Source organism: Bradyrhizobium sp. (genome assembly GCF_017881085.1).
In the GTDB taxonomy this organism is placed as follows: Bacteria; Pseudomonadota; Alphaproteobacteria; order Rhizobiales; family Xanthobacteraceae; genus Bradyrhizobium.
This window is the reverse complement of the sequence record NZ_JADGRI010000084.1, coordinates 1-17,237: the sequence shown is the minus strand read 5'-3', so window position 1 is coordinate 17,237 and position 17,237 is coordinate 1. Positions and strand designations below refer to the sequence as shown.

The following is a 17,237-nucleotide window of genomic DNA, read 5'->3' as shown; positions in this document are numbered from 1 at the left end:
GACGTTCTTGCCCGATTGCATCTGGGTCTGGATCTTCTCGACGACGTCGCCTTCCTGGATGATGTCGTGCTTGACCTTGATGCCGGTGATTTCCTCGAAGGCCTTTGCGAGCGTCTTCGATTCATATTCGTGCACCGTCAGCGTCTCGGAGACGGCGTTGATCTCCATTCCCTTGAAGGGGGCGGCGGCCTTGATGAACCACTGCATCTCCTTCATCTGGTCGTCCTTCGACAAGGTCGAAGGCTGGAACTCGCTGTCGATCCACTTCTTGGCGGCGGCTTCGTCCGCGAACGCAGGGGCAGTGACCGCAGCCGAAGCTGCCATCAGCGCCACTGCGCTTGTCATCATCAAGACGCGGGTCCTGATCAAAGGCCCTTGGCTCTTCTCTAAGCGTCGCATGTTGGTTCCTCCGTTGCAGCGACAAACATATTCAGGCCCGGGTTGATCCCGGATCTGCTCTTTTCGCCTTGCTCAGACGGTGCGGAAAATCGCAACGGCTGAGGCGAGCGAAATCGCGGTGGCGAGCCAAAGGCTCGACAATTCAATGCCCTCTTCCCCGATCGGAAGCGTCCAGATCGTGTCGGTGCCGACCAGGCCGATCCACAACAGGTGAATGACCGCAGCCATGATCAGCGAAATGAAAAGCCGGTCGCCCCGCGTGGTCGGAATGCGCAAGATCCCCACGCGCTCGGCTTCCGGACAGGCGATCGCAAGCCAGGTCATGACCGCCAAAGTGCAGGACAATAGCGCGAAGAAAATCGCGGTCGGCGGCGTCCAGGCCATCCATGCGATGTTTTCCATCTGGCCCTCCCCTCACACCCTGCCGAGCGCGAAACCGCGCGCGATGTAATTGCGGACGAACCAGATCACCAGCGCGCCGGGAATGATGGTCAGCACGCCGGCGGCGGCCAGCAGTCCCCAGTCCATGCCGGCCGCGGAGACGGTGCGGGTCATGACGGCGGCAATCGGCTTGGCGTTGACCGAGGTCAGCGTGCGCGCCAGCAGCAATTCGACCCAGGAGAACATGAAGCAGAAGAACGCCGCGACGCCGATGCCGCTCGCGATCAGCGGCACCAGGATCTTGATGAAGAAGCGCGGGAACGAATAGCCGTCGAGGAACGCGGTCTCGTCGATCTCGCGCGGCACGCCGGAGACAAAGCCTTCCAGGATCCACACCGCCAGCGGCACGTTGAAGATGCAGTGCGCAAGCGCGACCGCCCAGGGCGTATCGAACAAATTGATCGCCGAGTACAGATTGAAGAACGGCAGCGCATAGACCGCCGCCGGCGCCATCCGGTTCGACAGCAGCCAGAAGAACAGGTGCTTGTCGCCAAGGAAACGGTAGCGCGAGAACGCGTAAGCCGCCGGCAACGCCACCGAGATCGAGATCACCGTGTTGATGACGACATATTTCAGGGAGTTGATGTAGCCGGAATACCAGCTCTCGTCGGTGAAGATGCGCATGTAGTTGGCGATGGTCGGCTGGTGCGGCCACAGCGTCATCGTGGAGACGATCTCCTCGTTGGTCTTGAAGCTCATGTTGACCAGCCAGTAGATCGGCAGCAGCAGGAAGACCAGGAACAGCGCGAGGATGAGGCGTCGGCCGGGAATCGAATGCATCATGCGACTCCCTGGTTGGGCCTGCGCTCGGCGCCGGCATTGGTCATGACGGTGTAAAACACCCAGCACACGATGATGATGATCAGATTGTAGACCAGCGACAGCGCCGCGGCCTTGCCAAGGTCGAATTGCCCGAGCGCGATCTTGACGAGTTCAATCGAGATGAACGTCGTCGAGTTGCCCGGACCGCCGCCCGTGACCACGAACGGTTCGGTGTAGATCATGAAGCTGTCCATGAAGCGCAGCAGCACCGCAATCAAGAGCACGCGATGCATCTTCGGCAGCTGGATCGCGGTGAACACCGCCCAGCGCGAAGCGCCGTCGATCTGGGCGGCCTGATAATAGGCGTCGGGAATTGATTTCAATCCGGCGTAGCACAACAGCGCCACCAGGCTGGTCCAGTGCCAGACGTCCATCACGATGACGGTGGCCCAGGCGTCGAATTCGTTGGACACGTAATTGTAGTTGATCCCGAGATTGTTCAGGACGTAGCCGAGCAGGCCGATATCGGGCCGCCCGAATATCTGCCAAATGGTGCCGACCACGTTCCACGGAATCAGCAGCGGCAATGCCAGGATCACGAGGCAGGCCGCGACGCTCCAGCCCTGGCGCGGCATCGACAGCGCGACCACGATGCCGAGCGGGACTTCAATGGCGAGAATCACGGCGGAGAAGAACAGATTGCGCCACAGCGATGCGAAAAACCGGCCGCCGAGATCGGTCGAGGGATCGAGCAGCTCCTTGAACCAGCCGACGCCGTTCCAGAAGAACTGGTTGTTGCCGAAAGTGTCCTGCATCGAATAGTTCACCACCGTCATCAGCGGCAGGATCGCCGAGAACGCCACCACCAGGAACACCGGCAGCACCAGGAACCAGGCTTTCTGGTTGACGGTCTTGTCCATTACGTCCCCTCGACCAGAAGGCTGTCGGCGTAGACGTGAACGTGCGACGGATCGAACACCAATCCCGCTTGGTTGTCCGGGACCGAAAACCCCGCCGGCACCCGTGCCGCGAATTTCACGTCGCCGACGCGGACGCGCGCGAAACGGATGCGCCCGAGGTCGTCGATCCGCTCGATATTGGCCGCCAGCAGGCCGGAGCCGGGCGGCGCGACGTTGACGAATTCGGGGCGCACGCCGATCTCGATTTTCGCAGCCTTCGGCAGGCCGTCATAGTTGCGGTTCAGCATGATGGTGTGGCCGTCGATTCGCGCCTCGCGGCCGCGGACCTCGGCGGGCACGATGTTCATGCCGGGCGAGCCGATGAAATAGCCGACAAAAGTGTGCGCGGGCCTGTCGAACAATTCGGCCGGGGTTCCGCTCTGCACCACCCGGCCGTCATGCATCACGACAACGGTATCGGCGAAGGTCAGCGCCTCGGTCTGGTCATGGGTGACATAGATCATGGTCAGATCGAGCGCGCGGTGCAGCGCCTTCAGTTTCGAGCGCAACTGCCACTTCAGCTCGGGATCGATCACCGTCAAGGGCTCGTCGAACAGCACGGCGGCGACATCGGAGCGCACCAGCCCGCGGCCGAGCGAGATCTTCTGCTTGGCGTCGGCGGTCAGCCGCGTCGCCTTGCGGGACAGATACGGCGTGAGGTCGAGCAGGTCAGCGATCTCCGCGACCCGCGCGTCGATCTCTGCTTTGGGCACGCCGCGGTTCTTCAAGGGAAATGCCAGGTTCTGTCCGACCGTCATGGTGTCGTAGATCACCGGGAACTGGAACACCTGCGCGATATTGCGCCTCTGGGTTGACAGCGGTGTGATGTCGACGCCGTCGAACAGGATTTTTCCGCGCGATGGCGTCACGATCCCGGAGATCAGGTTGAGCAGCGTGGTCTTGCCGCAGCCCGACGGCCCGAGCAGCGCATAGGCCCCGCCCTGCCGCCAGGTCATCGTCACCGGCTTCAGCGCAAAGGATTCGGCCGGCGCAGCGTTACCGCTGTAGGAGTGCGCGAGATCGACGAGGTCAATGCGGGCCATGCGGCATCTCCCTCACATCGCGCCCGGCGAGGCGACCAGGCGGCCGGCCGCGTCGAACACGAACAGATTGTTGGGATCGAGCGCGGCATCGAGCACATGCCCGGGCGGAAACTCGTGCACGCCGTGCAGCACCGCGACCCAGTTGGAGGCATCGCGGCTGAGATGCACGAAGCTTTCCGAGCCGGTGATTTCCGTCACCGTCACGGTGGCATGGAAGGCGTGGCGGCCGGCCGCGCCGCTGGCCAGTTCGAGCTGATGGGCGCGGAAGCCGACGCGGTAGGCGCCGTCACCGAGGCCGGCATAGAGTCCCGATGCCGGCGCCTGCACGCCGCCGGCATACTGCACCGAACCGTTCTTCTTCTCGATCCCGACGATGTTGAGCGGCGGATCGGAAAACACCTGCGCCACGCGCAGCGTATCGGGATGGCGATAGACCTTCGAGGTGTCGCCGGCCTGCAGCACCTCGCCTTCCCACATGCAGACGGTGCGGCCGCCGAGCAACAGCGCCTCGGTAGGCTCGGTGGTGGCGTAGACGAAGATCGCGCCGGAGGCCTCGAAGATGCGCGGCAGTTCGGTGCGCAATTCCTCGCGCAGCTTGTAATCGAGATTGGCGAGCGGTTCGTCGAGCAGCACCAGATCGGCGCCCTTCACCAGCGCGCGCGCGATCGCGGTGCGCTGCTGCTGGCCGCCGGACAATTGCAGCGGCGTACGGTCGAGATACGGCTCGAGTTTCAGGAGCCTTGCCGCCTCCTGGACGCGCTTTTCGATTTCCAGCCGCGGCTTGCGCTGCACCCGCAATGGCGAGGCGATGTTCTCATAGACCGTCAGCGAGGGATAATTGATGAACTGCTGGTAGACCATCGCCACCGAACGCTTGCGCACGTCGACGCCGGTCACGTCCTTGGCGTCGACCAGCACGCGGCCGGAGGTCGGCTTGTCGAGGCCGGCGAGCAGACGCATGATCGAGGTCTTGCCCGACAGCGTCGGACCGAGCAGCACGCTCAGCGTGCCGCGCTCGAGCGTCAGCGAGACGTCGCGAATGGCCGGGACGCCGTCGATCAATCGCGTGACATGGTCCAGCGTGACACTCATGTCCGCCCTCCTGCTTCACGCAAGGGACTTTCCGGGGAGACACGATGGGCTGTTATCCAGTCGTCGAGCGCCGCGATCTCGGCCGCCGACAGCCGCAATCCAAGCTTGGATCGCCGCCATACGATGTCCTCGGCGGTCAACGCCCACTCCGACGCCATCAGGTACCTGACTTCGCTTTCCGTCAAGGTGGCGCCGAAGGATTGGCCGAGATCGGCCGGAGATTTGGCATTGCCGAGCAGTTTGGCGGCGCGGGTGCCGTAGGCATGCGCCAGCCGGTTGGCATGCGCCGGCGTCAGGAACGGAAAGTTGCGCACCAGTTCCGCCGTCAACGCCGGAATCGCCGAAACGTCCATGTCGCCGCCGGGCAGCGGCGATTTCGCGGTCCAGCCCTCGCGCGCTTTGGCGCTGCGCAGATAGGGCGACAGCCGCTCCAGCGCCTCCTCGGCAAGACGGCGATAGGTGGTGATCTTGCCGCCATAGATCGACAGCAGCGGCGCGCCGCCGGGCGTGTCGAGTTCGAAAACGTAATCGCGGGTGGCGGCCTTGGCCTCGCTGGCGCCGTCGTCATAAAGCGGACGCACGCCGGAATAGGTCCAGACCACGTCCTCCGGCTTGACCGGCTTTGCCAGATATTCGCTGACGGAATCGCAGAGATACCTTATCTCTTCGGGCGAGGCTTTCACTTTGGCCGGGTCACCCTCGTAATCGCGGTCCGTGGTGCCGATGAGAGTAAAGTCGTCCTGATAGGGGATCGCGAACACGATCCGGCCGTCAGAGTTCTGGAACATGTAGGCGCGGTCGTGTTCGTATAGTTTTCGCACCACGATGTGCGAGCCCTGCACCAGCCGCACTTTTGCGCGCGCGTTGACGCCGGCGCCGGAGGCCAGCACCTGCTCGACCCAGGGACCGCCGGCGTTGACCAACACGCGGGCCTTGATGGCCGAGCGTGCGCCGGTCAGCGTGTTTTCGACCGTGACGTGCCAGATGCCGTCGGCCTGCCGGATCTCGACCGCGCGCGACCGGGTGCGGATGTCGGCGCCGCGATCGGCCGCATCGCGCGCGGTGAGAATGACGAGGCGCGCGTCGTCGACGAAGCAATCGGAATATTCGAAGCCACGGGTGAAACGGTCGGGAGCCAGCGGCTTTCCAACCTCGTCGCGGGTAAGATCGACCGAGCGGGTCGGCGGCAGCAACTTGCGACCGCCGATATGGTCGTAGAGGAACAGGCCGAGCCGCAGCAGCCAGGCCGGGCGCAGGCCGGCGTGGTGCGGCAGCACGAATCGCAGGGGACGGATAATGTGGGGCGCGATCTGCCAGAGGATTTCGCGCTCGATCAGCGCCTCACGCACCAAACGAAACTCGTAATATTCGAGATAGCGCAGGCCGCCATGCACGAGCTTGGTCGACCAGGACGACGTCCCGCTAGCCAAGTCATTCATTTCACACAGGAAAACAGAATTTCCCCGGCCGGCCGCATCGCGCGCGATGCCGCAGCCGTTGACGCCGCCCCCAATGATCGCGAGGTCGAAAATTCGGTCCAAAGACGCTTCCCCGGCACTCGCCTATTCACTTTGGCGATTTGGCTTTCGGTTTGGAATAAATCACAACCAAATGTGAAAGCAAGTGAAAAGGGGAAACGGGGGCGTTGGGGGCGATCGCCCATCCTTCGAGACCGCGGGGGCCTGTCATCGGGCGCGCATTTGCGCGACCCGTCGGCGCCTCCTCAGGATGAGGTCGGTGTCAGATCCTCATGGTGAGGAGCGCGTCTTCGCCATCTCGAACCATGAGGCCCACGATACGTGGTCATGGTTCAAGCGACCGGACTGCGCCTTAGCGCAACCGCGTGACGGTGGAAGAAATTTCGGGCGCGGTGTCGTCGATATCCGCCGACGCTTTCGGCATCGCCTCGATCACCTCGATGCCGCGGGTGTGGCAGATGTTGGCGAGCCCCGCCGGCAGCGCGGCGTCGGTGACAAAGGTCTGGATCTGGCTGATATGGGCGATGCGGACCGGGGCGCTGCGGCGCAGTTTGGTCGAGTCGGAGACCAGCATCACCTTCCGCGCGTTGGCGATGATGGCCTGGGCCGCCTGCACCTCGCGATAGTCGAAATCCAGGAGCGCACCCTCCTCGTCGATCGCCGACGCCCCGATGATGGCGTAATCGACCTTGAACTGGCCGATCAGGCTGATCGCGGTCGAGCCGATTACCGCGCCGTCGGCCCGGCGCACCGCGCCGCCGGCCACGATGACCTCGATGCGCGGATGTCTATAAAGCAGCATCGCGACATTGAGGTTGTTGGTGATGACGAGCAAATCCTCATGCGAGGTCAGGGCACTCGCGACCTCTTCCGTCGTGGTACCGATATTGATGAACAGCGAGCAGCCGTTCGGAATCAGCGCCGCCGCAGCGGCACCAATGGCCTTCTTCTCCTCGGCGGCGACGAAGCGGCGCGCCTCGTAGGCCAGGTTCTCGACCCCCGAGGCGATGATGGCGCCGCCATGGATGCGGGTCAGCGACCGGTGATCGCAGAGATCGTTGAGATCCTTGCGGATGGTCTGCGCCGAGACCTCGAACCGCTTGGCGAGGTCATCCACCATCACCCGGCCGAAGGCGCGGGCGATGTTGAGGATTTCGGATTGGCGGTGGGTCAGTCCGGTCACGGCGGCACCTCGGGCTAAGACGCGCCCCATGGTGCGGCGGTTCGCCGATCCGGTCAACGCACCAGATCGCCGCCGCGGCGGTACGACGCCGAAAGTTGAATCCTGGTCAAATCAGCCCCGTCTCAGCGGGGAGCGCTTTTGCAGGGAAAGGCATCTTTCAGGCTGTACAGCAGCGCCAGTCCAAGCGGCATGCCGGCCGCGTCTCCGCCCCGCTTGCGCGCCCAATGCATGAGAATGTCGTTCGCCCGCTCGAACGTCAGGACGGGAGGATCTCCGCCCAGGCAAAACAGTCTGTCTTCCCGCGAGATGTTGTAGGCGACGAGCCCGTCCTTGATCCCTTCGAAATAGGGCTTGTTGAAACTGAAATCCTTCTCGCTCTTCGGATGCTGATACTGCTCTATGGTCACCGTCTGTGCGTGTGCGCCGGAGGCGAGCCACCCACCCAAAAAAGTGGCCGCTGATGCAATGATCGCGACACAGGCAAGTCTGGTTTGGCAGTGGGGCAATCCGGTCACGGCGGTACCTCGGGCGAAGACGGCCCATGGTGCGGCGGTTGCGGCAGCCGGTCAACGCGCCGGATTGGCTTATCGGCTCGGCGGTGCCCCAATGGCAGCCTGGTTTACCGTCATCACCGGGCAAGAGCGCGAGGCGCGTCTTCGCGCTAGATGTCCCGGTAATTCACGCCTTGCCTTCTTGCCGAGGCAAGGACGTGGATGACCTGGACGAAGCCCGCCCATAACGAAGAACGCAAGGCCAAGACCGGCTGTTTTTCGCTTTTGGAGCCTGCTGCCGAGGCCTACGCCGCCAGAAGCTTGTCGAATTCGGCGGGCTCCAGGGTCTTTCCCTCGCTATCGGTGATGACGACCTGCCATCCCTCGCTTGACCAGACGCGCGCCTTGGCGATCGCGATCAGCACGCTGCTGCGCTCGCACTTGACGGTCTCGTTCTCTCTTGTTGCGACGATCTGATAGGCCAATCTGCTCACTCCCGATACGAAACGCCTCCCTTCCAGTTAGGCCTGCCGCTTTGACTGCAATTCGCCGGCAAAGTGACGATTTGGCGGCACGTCCGGCCAAAACGCGGCGCTGGATCGCCGGACAGCGGTTCGTGACCGGAGCCGGGCAAAGCGTTCGGCCGGTTGCGAATATCAACACAATTCACAGCGCAGTGGCAGCTCCGATACAGACACACTCATGGGCTGTGCTTTAAGTTCCTCAGGGCGAGTCTTGGACGCCACGAGTCCAGGATCTCATGCAGTGCAGTGGGAATGACATGACACATCCTTCGCTTCTCAACCCGTTCCACGCGAATCAGGAGCCTGCGAAAAGCTTCGGCCGGCGGGCGGCACCGGCCACACGGACCACCCCCGTCTGCTCCAACTGTCAATCGGACGACATCATCGGTCACGCGACCGTGCAGTGGAGCAATGAATCGCAGGAATGGGAACTGGCCAGTACCTTCGCCCAGCCGGCGCATTGCAATCACTGCAACGGCCAGTGCGACATCATGTGGCTGCCCCGCAACTAAGGCTGTCAGCGCACCCTGACCTGGTCCCGGCGTGAGCTTCCGGGGTTGCGACGCTGCGTCGCGCGCCCCTCGCAAGACGCAGGCAACGGCGAACAGCTATTTGGGGACGGCCGGCGCGCTCAAAATGCTCGCAAAAAACGCGATGGCGCGCGGCGTTGCGTCCCCGGTCGCCGCTACATTCGCCGGCACGTCGCGGCGCTCCGTGCCGGGGTCGTCGAAGTCGTGGGTCGCGCCCGGATAGAAAGTGATCTCAATATCGCCGCCCCGCGCCCGGCTCCGGTCGACCAGTTCGCCGCAACGGCGCGGCGACACTTCCTCATCGGCGGCGCCGTGGAAGACCCGAACCGGCGCATAGGGAACGAGGCCGCCGTCGAACTGACCCTTCAACCCACAGGCCGGATAGAATACCAGCGCGCCGCGAAACCCCGTGACCGGCGACAGCGAGGCAATGCCGGGTGCGCTGGCCGACGCCATGGTGGCGAGCGCGGCGCTGCCGCCGTTCGACCATCCCTGCAAGGCGATGCGATCGGGAACGACGTCATGGCGCCGGCGCAGCCAGGCAAGGGCACCATAGGCATCGAGCGGGCGAACCGTGACTTCGTTGAGCGCCTCGGGCCGTGAGTCGTAGCTGAAACGCGGAAAGCCCTGCGGATAACCACGCGGACCGAAACCGTCGACGAGAACGGCGAGATAGCCCTGCTGCGCCCAGAGATGCCCCCACTGCTGGTGCCGCCGCGAAAGCGTCGTCGCGCTGTAATCGCCATCCGCCGCGGACGAATAGGCACCGGCCCGTCCATGCATCATGACCACCGCCGGCATCCTTGCGGCATGAGGGCCTTGCGGTTTGAAGAGATAGCCGGTCAGCATCGTCGCGCCATCGGCGCTGGGAAAGGTGACGCGCTCGGAGAGCGGAAGAATCGGAGGCGGGGCCGCGCCCATTAGCAGGGCCATCAGAAAGCCGGACAGCAGCATCAGGCCAATGCAACGAGGAAGTCCGATCATTGAAGATTCCCTGCGCCCGCCCTCTCATCACACCCGGTCCGAAACGCGGCACTCCATCAGGCGTTGCCGTCGTGTATCCCGGGAATCAGCTTTTTGGCGAACTGAGGTTTCGCCTGACATCCAATAGCTCAACCCCATCCGGCTCGACATGGATGATTTCCTTCTGCTCCAGTTTCGCAAAGGTCCGGCTCAAGGTTTCAGGCGCCATGCCGAGATGGGCCGCGATATCGCGACGCGACATCGGCAAGGAGACGAACCTGTCGGTGCGTCGCGGCAGGCGCTTGCGCCAGCTCGCCAGAAACTCGGCCAGCTGTTCTTCCGGTGTGCCTCGGCCGAGAAGCAGCATCTGGTCCTGGGAGCGCTTCAATTGCTCCGCTGCGAAATCCATGATCAACTGCGTCATGTTGCGGCTGGCTTGAACGAATTCGAAAAGCTCGCTTCGCGCAAAGCGGCTGGCCGAAGCGGCGCCGATCGCGTCCGCCGAAAGGCAATGGCGTTTGCCGCGCGGCAGTTCCAGGAAATCGCCGGGCAACACAAACCGCAAAACGTGATGCCGCCCGTCGGCGAGTTTTTTGTAAACGCGCACGGCACCCTGCGACAAGCCATAAACCTCGTTCGCCGTCTCGCCTTCCCTGACAATGTTCTGGCCGGACCGAAAGCGGACCGACATCGCAAGGCGCTGCAACTTTCGCAGCTCGCGCGAATTGAGGGCATTTTTGCCGAAGAGATCAGGGAAGCTAGCGATAGCCATTACACTTCAATTTCTTGCACCGGCGATGCAAATCATCGAAAAATCAATCGCGACAGAGGGCACGCTCGCGACCGCGATTGAATGCGGTCGCTCGCCGCATTCACTCACAACAGGTAGAACACTTGCCCGCAGCGGCACGCAACGATGGTTTCGCGGCGAGAGGCTGAGCGCTTCTCCTCGGCGAACCCGGACGGGAACTCGTCCACCTTGAACGCAGCGTCCGGCGTGTCAGATCCGTCATTCTCGGACGCGCGCGCTTCGCCGGTGGCACCGCAGCTTGGGCACAGAATAACGAGTTCGAATTGCTTACGCGTAGTCATGCGCGGCCCTGCCTATTGAACGGTCAGGGCGCCGCGCGCCTTCTCGTGAAAGCCTGCTTCACTATCCTCGCAACCGGGTCGGTGCGCTCGCGCATTGCTGGCGTACCAGATACCAACGATCCTCATCCGCGTCATTGCCCAGCCAAATTCCGCATTGCCGTCGCCACGATTCGTAAAGCGATTGAGAGGCGATAGCGGCTTGCTTACGCCCGGGCAAAAAGACTCGCTCTAAACTGGAGACATTCTAAATTCTAGATTCCGCAAATAATGTCCGCGAGCGGACACATCCGCAAAAAGAGTCGCGGCCTGTCGCCTCATCCGAATGGATGGCTACACGCCGCTTCAACTTCGCCGTCGAGCTTCGGCCACGGGCCGCGCCTCACGATGTCGGGAAAGCGACGGCGCCTTATGCCACCAGCTTGAAATCGCCGCGGGCGAGGCGGATCGCGGCGCGCTCGGCTTCGCGGGCATTGCGAAACAGCCGGCCATCCAGCGGATTGAAGCGGTGGGTGGCCGCAAAGAAGCGATAGCCGTCGGGATTGCGCACGACGATGCCTGCCGCCTGCGAAGAGACTTCAATGATGTACGTGTCCGACATTTTTCGACCGCGCCCTTATTCCTCAGTGCGGGCCGACAACGGGGAAGGCAGGCAAAAGTTCCGAACAGGAAGGCGCGCCGGATGGGCGTCGCTCAGGGCGAGCAAGAGGGCGATTCCCGCCGGATCAGAACTCGAAGATATCGTTTCCGCTTCGCGCCAGGACATGCAGTTCCGCCAACGTGCCCCGCACAGCCTTGCATCGGCCGCACTCGATCTTGGTGTCCTCAGGGGCGTTCACGAGGTCCGTCATTTTGATCGACAGGCTGCCGCACTCACAGCAGACGACCTTGAAGCCCGACTGTTCCCTGGTGTTGTGCTGCGCTGACTTCATTCTGCTAACGCCCCCGCCAGCGTCCGACGATAAGGATCGAATTCTAAAATTCGGGCCGTGGCGTCAGGCGGAATCGAACGATCGCGTTAGGGGAATTTAAACCGATCGGGAGCCCCTCGCGGGACGGCGAGGTTCCGACCAAAAGCCCGGGCATGACGTCAAGCCGATATCGGCGGCTCGTCGCGCTGGATCGCCTGCGGATGGCCGTGATCGTCGATCGAGACGTAGGTAAAATTACCGTCGGTCACCAGGATCGCATGCAATTCCTTGCGGCGAAGCACCCAGGCCTCGAGGTGCACGGTGACCGAGGTCCGGCCGATCTTGACCAGATGGGCGTGCACGGAAACGAGATCGCCGACATAGACCGGCTTGCGGAAATTCATGGCTTCGATCGCCACCGTGACGGTGCGCGATCTTGCAACCTTGGAAGCAAAGATGCCGCCGCCGATATCCATCTGACTCAGGAGCCAGCCGCCGAAAATATCGCCGTTGGCGTTGGTATCGGCGGGCATCGCCAGGGTGCGGATACAGAGATCGCCCTGCGGCTCTGTCTCTTTATCCAGCGGGGCGTGAACGGCTTGGGTGTCGGTCATGTCTGTTGCGCCCCGGCTGTCGAATCGAAAACAGCTATTTGAAACTATCCCAGCCGACATCCGGCGTGAACCGGCCGCCGAATTTCGCGGCGAGCGCGCGCAGCGCCCCGACCACATTCTCCGCACCCCGGGTTCGCGCATAGTTCAGCGGCCCGCCGCGGAACGGCGCGTAGCCGGTGCCGAAAATCATGGCGCCGTCGACCGTGTCGGCGTTGTCGACGATGCCTTCGCGCAAGGCCGCGACGCAGACGTTCGACATCGGCAGGATCAGCCGGTCGATCATTTCCGGCGTCGGTTGCGCCGCATTGGGCGCGGCCGGCGCCTTGTCGGCCTTGCCGTCCTTCCAGACGTAGAAGCCCCGGCCCGTCTTGCGGCCGAGCTCGCCTTTTGCCACCTTGTCGCGCAGCCAGGCCGGCGTCGGCGGCAGCAACTCGCCGAATTTCGAGCGCAGCATGTCCCCGACATCGAGGCAGATATCGAGCCCGACCTGGTCGGCGAGTTCGATCGGTCCCATCGGCATGCCGAACTTTTCCGCAGCCGCATCAATGACGCGCTTGTCGATGTTCTCGTCCAGCATCAGCATCGCCTCCAGCATGTAAGGCGTCAGCGCGCGGTTGACGACAAAGCCCGGCGAACTCTTGACCGGCAGCGGCAGCCGGTCGATGGCGCCGACAAAGGCCAGCGCCTGCTTCAGCAATCCGGGATCGCTGCCATCATGGCTGACGACTTCGACCAGTTGCAGCCGCGACACCGGGTTGAAGAAATGCAGCCCGACCAGCCGCTCCGGCTTCTGCAAGGTGGTGCGCAGATCCTGCAGCGGGATGCTTGAGGTATTGGTCGCAAGTATCGCGCCCGGCTTCATTTTCGGCTCGAGACCGGCATAGACCTTCTGCTTTAGCTCGAGCTTTTCCGGCACCGCCTCGATGATCAGGTCGGCGTTGCGAACGCCCTCGCCGTCCATGTCGGGCACCAGCCGGTCCAGCGCGTCGCGCACATCGGTGCGCTTGCGCGTGATCTTGCCGAACAGGTCCGACGCGCGCTTCATGGCGCCAGCGATCGGCTCCGGCTTCATGTCGGCCAGCGTCACCCGCAGGCCCTGACTGGCGCACCACGCCGCGATGTCGCCGCCCATCGCGCCGGCACCGATGACGTGGACCCGGCCGACCTTGTTGCCGCCGCCGGCCAGCTTCTTCATCTGCTCGCGGAGGAAGAACACCCGGATCAGGTTCTGCGCCGTCGGCGTCACCATCAGATTGGCAAACGAGGCCCTTTCGGCCGCCAGCATCGCCGCCTTGTCGCCGCCGTGCTTTTCCCAGAGCTCGATCAGCGCGTAAGGTGCCGGATAATGCTGATGCGGCGCAGCCCTTTCCGCCTCGCGCCGCATGCGGGAGGCGAGGAAGCCGCGCACCGGCGTGAAGTTCAGGAGCGCGTTGAGCAGGCCCGGCCGGGCGCGTTTCAGATGGCCGAACAGCGCGTCTTTCACGGCATTGCGGACATGGCGCTCCTGCGCCACCCCGTCGACCAGCCCGAGCGAGCTTGCCCGCCGCGCGTCGATGGTCCTGCCGGTCAGCATCAAGGTCATCGCCTGGATCGGATTGACCAGCCGCGTGAAACGCGCGGTGCCGCCCAGGCCCGGATGCAGGCCGAGCATCACCTCCGGAAAGCCAAAGCGGGCGCCGTCGATCGCAATCCGCGACTGGCAGGCGAGCGCGACTTCGAGGCCGCCGCCGAGACAGAAACCATGGATCACGGCGACGCTCGGCACTTTCAGATTTTCGAGGCGGTCGATCACCGCATGGGCCCGGCCGATGGCCGTCTCGACGGCGCGGGGGTCGGTGGCGCCGCGGAATTCGTTGACGTCGGCGCCGGCGATGAAGCCGGATTTTTTTGCCGAGCGAATGACCAGACCGGCCGGGCGCTGGCTTTCCAGCGCGGCCAAGACCGTGTCGAGCTCCTCGATGACATCTGATGACAGCGTGTTGGCACTGGCGCCTTCGCGGTCGAACAATAGCCAGGCGATGCCATCGGCGTCGCGGGTGAGCCTGAAGTTGCGATAGGGGCCGCTCTCCTCCGGCTTCGGCCCGAGTTCGAGCAGCCGGTCGCCGAGAACGTTCATGATCCTGGAATCCATGGTCACACCGTCTCGATCAGCATCGCGCCGCCCTGCCCGCCGCCGATGCATTCGGTGGCGATACCGCGTTTGGTGCCCAGCCGCTTCATGGCGTTGACGAGATGCAGCACGATGCGATTGCCGCTGCAGCCGACGGGATGACCGAGGCTGATGGCGCCGCCGTCGACATTGAGCTTGGTGCGGTCGATCTCGCCCGCGACGCCGCCGAGGCCCAGGATCTCGCGGCAGAATGTGTCGTCGTTCCAGGCGGCCAGACATCCCAGCACCTGGGTGGCGAACGCCTCGTTCAACTCCCAGGTTTCTATATCTTGAAGCGACAATTGGTTGCGCTTCAGAAGCTCGGTCGCCGACAGCACCGGACCCAAGCCCATGATCGAGGGATCGAGCGCCGACCACTGGCTGTCGACGATCATGGCCTTGGGCGTCAGGCCGTGCTTCCTGACCGCCTCTTCCGAGGCCAGGATGGTCCAGCACGCGCCGTCGGTGATCTGCGAGGAATTGCCGGCGGTGACCTGCCCCCAGGGCCGCTCGAACACCGGCTTCAGTTTTGCGAGTGTCTCGGGCGTCGAGTCCGGCCGCACGCCGTCGTCATGATCGTAGAACTTGCCGTCGCGGGCGAAGGCGGTTTCGACCTCGCCCTTGAGAAAGCCTTGCGCCTGCGCGTTGGTCAGCCGCTTGTGGCTTTCGGCGGCATAGGCATCCGACTGCGCGCGCGTAATGCCGAAGAGATGGCCGACTACTTCGGCGGTCTGGCCCATGTTGAGATCGGTGATGGGATCGGTGAGCCCGCGCTCCAGCCCGATGATCGGCTTGAAGAAAGCCGGGCGCACTCTTGCCAGCGCAGCCAGCTTGGCCAGAATGCCCTTGGCGCCGGCAAGACCGGCGAACCAGCGCACGCCGGCTTGCGGCCACACCAGCGGGGCGTAGCTCAACGCCTCGGCGCCACCGGCGAGGATCAGGTCCGAGACGCCCTCGCGGATATAGCGGTAGCCGGTGTCGATCGACTGCATGCCGGAGCCGCAATTGATCTGCATCGTGAACGCCACCATGGCCTCGCCCATGCCGAGCCGAAGCGCGGCAACCCGCGCCGGATTCATCTCGTCGGCGATGACGTTGACGCAGCCGAGGATGACCTGATCGAAGGCATCGGACGCGAACGGTTGCCGGGCGAGCAGCGGCCGGCCGCATTGCACGGCGAGATCGACCGGGGTGAAGGGGCCGGGGCCGGAGCGCGCTTTCAGGAACGGCGTCCGGCTGCCGTCGACGATAAAGACCGGTCGCGCCATCAGCTTGCCGCCCTCTGCTCACCAAGCTCCTGAAAGAACTGATGCACGTCGGCGGGCTTCTTGTAAATCGGCGACAGCGCTTCCGGCGCGAAGTCGTCGACCTCGATGACTTTCGCAACCGCTTCATGCGCCGCCGCAAGCTGATCGGCTTCGCCTTGCGTGATGACGCCCTTCTTCACCGCCTCCTTCAAGTCGTGGATATGGGCGGCGCGCAATCGTTTGGCGATGTCTTCGGCGGCGGTGACCAGAAGGAACGCCTTTTCCAGCCGCGCGACGCCGCCGTCGTCATCGACATGCGACAGGTCCGGCGTCAGGCGGTCGCGCGCCGCCGAAGGCTCCAGCACCAGCTGCGCGCATTGATGGATCACGCGGTCGGAAGGCCCGAGCACCCGCGCGCCAAACGGCTGCACCACGAATTTCAGCAGGCCCGCAACAAAGCGGTTGGGCAGATTGGCCAGGATTTCGGCGAAACGGTTTTCGATGGTCTTGAAACCGCTCGCCATGCACCATTCGAGTGCGGCGAAATCGGCCGGCTGCCGTCCCTCGTCCTGCCAGCGCTTCAGCGCGGCGGACAGCAGATACAGTTCGGACAGGATGTCGCCGAACCGCGCCGACAGCATCTCCTTGCGCTTCAAGGCGCCGCCGAGCGTCAAGAGCGCCATGTCGGCGCAGAGCGCGAAGGCCGACGAATAGCGCGAGAGCTGGCGATAAAATCCGGTGGCGTCGCCGGCATCGGGCGCCGGCGCAAAGGCCCCAAAGGTCCAGTTGCGGCCCCAGGCCCGGAACAGCGTGGTGATGCTGTGACCGATATGTTTCCAGAACGCTTTGTCGAAGGCGTCCAGACCTTTAGCGCGGTCTTCCTCGCCCAGCGCGTTCATCTCATCCAACAGATAAGGATGAGCGCGGATCGCGCCCTGCCCGAACACAATCAGATTGCGGGTGAGGATATTGGCGCCCTCCACGGTGATGCCGACCGGCACCGAGCGATAGAGGCTGCCCATGTAGTTCTGCGGGCCGTCGATCACAGCCTTGCCGCCATGGATGTCCATGGCATCGTCGATCGCGATCCGCATCCGCTCGGTCGCCTGCAGCTTCATGATGCCGGAGATGACCGCGGGATGGTGGCCCTGGTTGAGCGCGGCGCAGGTCAGTCGCCGCGCCGCGTCGAGCAGGTAGGCCGTGCCGGCGATCCGTGCCAGCGGCTCCTCGATGCCTTCGAACTTGCCGATCGGCACGTTGAATTGCTCGCGGATCCGCGCATAGGCGCCAGTGGTGCGCGCGGCGAAGGCCGCGCCCGCCGCCGACAATGACGGCAGCGAGATGCCGCGGCCGGCGGCGAGC

The 17,237-nt window shown here is 63.8% G+C and carries 19 protein-coding genes and 2 pseudogenes; 1 reads left to right on the top strand and 20 read right to left on the bottom strand.

The genetic code is table 11. The features are described 5' to 3' along the window. The 10 genes and pseudogenes from QZ213_RS10675 to QZ213_RS10630 form a co-directional block, all read right to left on the bottom strand. A pseudogene (locus QZ213_RS10675) lies at positions 1 to 345 on the bottom strand (carbohydrate ABC transporter substrate-binding protein); the annotation flags it as partial. 126 nt (positions 346 to 471) lie between these two features. Next, a complete protein-coding gene (locus QZ213_RS10670) occupies positions 472 to 801 on the bottom strand; it encodes a DUF2160 domain-containing protein (RefSeq protein ID WP_291686033.1) in 330 nt (109 codons plus the stop codon). A gap of 12 nt (positions 802 to 813) precedes the next feature. After that, positions 814 to 1,620 carry a carbohydrate ABC transporter permease gene (locus QZ213_RS10665; RefSeq protein ID WP_291686032.1) on the bottom strand — a complete coding sequence of 269 codons (807 nt, stop codon included), beginning with the start codon at positions 1,618 to 1,620 and terminating at the stop codon, positions 814 to 816. Further along, on the bottom strand, positions 1,620 to 2,522 hold the full coding sequence (locus QZ213_RS10660; RefSeq protein ID WP_291686031.1) for a sugar ABC transporter permease: 903 nt from the start codon (positions 2,520 to 2,522) through the stop codon (positions 1,620 to 1,622). Before QZ213_RS10660 ends, QZ213_RS10665 begins: the two co-directional genes overlap by 1 nt. Then, positions 2,522 to 3,604 carry an ABC transporter ATP-binding protein gene (locus tag QZ213_RS10655; RefSeq protein ID WP_291686030.1) on the bottom strand — a complete coding sequence of 361 codons (1,083 nt, stop codon included), beginning with the start codon at positions 3,602 to 3,604 and terminating at the stop codon, positions 2,522 to 2,524. Before QZ213_RS10655 ends, QZ213_RS10660 begins: the two co-directional genes overlap by 1 nt. A gap of 12 nt (positions 3,605 to 3,616) precedes the next feature. After that, complete coding sequence (locus QZ213_RS10650) at positions 3,617 to 4,696, bottom strand: ABC transporter ATP-binding protein (protein ID WP_291686029.1); 1,080 nt, start codon at positions 4,694 to 4,696, stop codon at positions 3,617 to 3,619. Next, on the bottom strand, positions 4,693 to 6,237 hold the full coding sequence (glpD, locus tag QZ213_RS10645; RefSeq protein WP_291686028.1) for a glycerol-3-phosphate dehydrogenase: 1,545 nt from the start codon (positions 6,235 to 6,237) through the stop codon (positions 4,693 to 4,695). The genes QZ213_RS10650 and glpD overlap by 4 nt, the downstream gene beginning before the upstream one ends. Before the next feature lie 289 nt (positions 6,238 to 6,526). Next, positions 6,527 to 7,357 carry a DeoR/GlpR family DNA-binding transcription regulator gene (locus QZ213_RS10640; protein ID WP_291686027.1) on the bottom strand — a complete coding sequence of 277 codons (831 nt, stop codon included), beginning with the start codon at positions 7,355 to 7,357 and terminating at the stop codon, positions 6,527 to 6,529. 122 nt (positions 7,358 to 7,479) lie between these two features. Further along, positions 7,480 to 7,872, bottom strand: a complete 393-nt coding sequence (locus QZ213_RS10635; RefSeq protein WP_291686026.1) for a hypothetical protein — start codon at positions 7,870 to 7,872, stop codon at positions 7,480 to 7,482. Positions 7,873 to 8,153: 281 nt separating this feature from the next. Next, complete coding sequence (locus QZ213_RS10630) at positions 8,154 to 8,342, bottom strand: hypothetical protein (RefSeq protein WP_291686025.1); 189 nt, start codon at positions 8,340 to 8,342, stop codon at positions 8,154 to 8,156. A gap of 287 nt (positions 8,343 to 8,629) precedes the next feature. Between QZ213_RS10630 and QZ213_RS10625 the strand changes: the two genes are divergently transcribed. Then, positions 8,630 to 8,884 (top strand): hypothetical protein, encoded by a 255-nt coding sequence (locus QZ213_RS10625; protein ID WP_291686024.1) that lies wholly within the window; start codon positions 8,630 to 8,632, stop codon positions 8,882 to 8,884. Positions 8,885 to 8,980: 96 nt separating this feature from the next. On the opposite strand, the gene QZ213_RS10620 is transcribed toward QZ213_RS10625, so the two are convergent. The 10 genes and pseudogenes from QZ213_RS10620 to QZ213_RS10575 all read right to left on the bottom strand — a co-directional run. Beyond that, positions 8,981 to 9,886 carry a dienelactone hydrolase family protein gene (locus tag QZ213_RS10620; protein WP_291686023.1) on the bottom strand — a complete coding sequence of 302 codons (906 nt, stop codon included), beginning with the start codon at positions 9,884 to 9,886 and terminating at the stop codon, positions 8,981 to 8,983. Positions 9,887 to 9,971: 85 nt separating this feature from the next. Next, entirely contained in the window at positions 9,972 to 10,289 is a 318-nt protein-coding gene (locus tag QZ213_RS10615; RefSeq protein ID WP_291686022.1) for a helix-turn-helix domain-containing protein, read from the bottom strand. Positions 10,290 to 10,361: 72 nt separating this feature from the next. Next, a pseudogene (locus QZ213_RS27170) lies at positions 10,362 to 10,556 on the bottom strand (cyclic nucleotide-binding domain-containing protein); the annotation flags it as partial. Positions 10,557 to 10,741: 185 nt separating this feature from the next. Then, positions 10,742 to 10,957 (bottom strand): hypothetical protein, encoded by a 216-nt coding sequence (locus QZ213_RS10605; RefSeq protein WP_291686020.1) that lies wholly within the window; start codon positions 10,955 to 10,957, stop codon positions 10,742 to 10,744. 406 nt (positions 10,958 to 11,363) lie between these two features. Continuing rightward, positions 11,364 to 11,555 (bottom strand): hypothetical protein, encoded by a 192-nt coding sequence (locus QZ213_RS10600; RefSeq protein WP_291686019.1) that lies wholly within the window; start codon positions 11,553 to 11,555, stop codon positions 11,364 to 11,366. A 124-nt stretch (positions 11,556 to 11,679) separates the two neighbouring features. Continuing rightward, positions 11,680 to 11,886 (bottom strand): hypothetical protein, encoded by a 207-nt coding sequence (locus QZ213_RS10595; protein WP_291686018.1) that lies wholly within the window; start codon positions 11,884 to 11,886, stop codon positions 11,680 to 11,682. Between the two features lie 158 nt (positions 11,887 to 12,044). Next, the gene (locus QZ213_RS10590; RefSeq protein WP_291686017.1) at positions 12,045 to 12,479 is read right to left on the bottom strand and encodes an acyl-CoA thioesterase; all 435 of its coding nucleotides are present in this window, start codon (positions 12,477 to 12,479) and stop codon (positions 12,045 to 12,047) included. Positions 12,480 to 12,513: 34 nt separating this feature from the next. Further along, the gene (locus QZ213_RS10585; protein WP_291686016.1) at positions 12,514 to 14,610 is read right to left on the bottom strand and encodes a 3-hydroxyacyl-CoA dehydrogenase NAD-binding domain-containing protein; all 2,097 of its coding nucleotides are present in this window, start codon (positions 14,608 to 14,610) and stop codon (positions 12,514 to 12,516) included. 2 nt (positions 14,611 to 14,612) lie between these two features. Next, positions 14,613 to 15,896, bottom strand: coding sequence for an acetyl-CoA C-acetyltransferase (locus QZ213_RS10580; protein ID WP_291686015.1), 1,284 nt, complete (start codon positions 15,894 to 15,896; stop codon positions 14,613 to 14,615). Continuing rightward, positions 15,896 to 17,237 (bottom strand): acyl-CoA dehydrogenase domain-containing protein (locus QZ213_RS10575; protein WP_291686014.1); only part of this gene is annotated, 1,342 nt, incomplete at its 5' end. The genes QZ213_RS10580 and QZ213_RS10575, both read right to left, overlap by 1 nt.

Bases quoted from the DNA above. Each gene is read 5' to 3' on its own strand.
- QZ213_RS10580 (WP_291686015.1), bottom strand. From the start codon at position 15,896: ATGGCGCGACCGGTCTTTATCGTCGACGGCAGCCGGACGCCGTTCCTG.
- QZ213_RS10600 (WP_291686019.1), bottom strand. From the start codon at position 11,555: ATGTCGGACACGTACATCATTGAAGTCTCTTCGCAGGCGGCAGGCATC.
- QZ213_RS10655 (WP_291686030.1), bottom strand. From the start codon at position 3,604: ATGGCCCGCATTGACCTCGTCGATCTCGCGCACTCCTACAGCGGTAAC.
- QZ213_RS10625 (WP_291686024.1), top strand. From the start codon at position 8,630: ATGACACATCCTTCGCTTCTCAACCCGTTCCACGCGAATCAGGAGCCT.
- QZ213_RS10670 (WP_291686033.1), bottom strand. From the start codon at position 801: ATGGAAAACATCGCATGGATGGCCTGGACGCCGCCGACCGCGATTTTC.
- QZ213_RS10660 (WP_291686031.1), bottom strand. From the start codon at position 2,522: ATGGACAAGACCGTCAACCAGAAAGCCTGGTTCCTGGTGCTGCCGGTG.
- QZ213_RS10590 (WP_291686017.1), bottom strand. From the start codon at position 12,479: ATGACCGACACCCAAGCCGTTCACGCCCCGCTGGATAAAGAGACAGAG.
- QZ213_RS10595 (WP_291686018.1), bottom strand. From the start codon at position 11,886: ATGAAGTCAGCGCAGCACAACACCAGGGAACAGTCGGGCTTCAAGGTC.
- QZ213_RS10620 (WP_291686023.1), bottom strand. From the start codon at position 9,886: ATGATCGGACTTCCTCGTTGCATTGGCCTGATGCTGCTGTCCGGCTTT.
- QZ213_RS10650 (WP_291686029.1), bottom strand. From the start codon at position 4,696: ATGAGTGTCACGCTGGACCATGTCACGCGATTGATCGACGGCGTCCCG.
- QZ213_RS10585 (WP_291686016.1), bottom strand. From the start codon at position 14,610: ATGGATTCCAGGATCATGAACGTTCTCGGCGACCGGCTGCTCGAACTC.
- QZ213_RS10665 (WP_291686032.1), bottom strand. From the start codon at position 1,620: ATGCATTCGATTCCCGGCCGACGCCTCATCCTCGCGCTGTTCCTGGTC.
- QZ213_RS10615 (WP_291686022.1), bottom strand. From the start codon at position 10,289: ATGACGCAGTTGATCATGGATTTCGCAGCGGAGCAATTGAAGCGCTCC.
- QZ213_RS10605 (WP_291686020.1), bottom strand. From the start codon at position 10,957: ATGACTACGCGTAAGCAATTCGAACTCGTTATTCTGTGCCCAAGCTGC.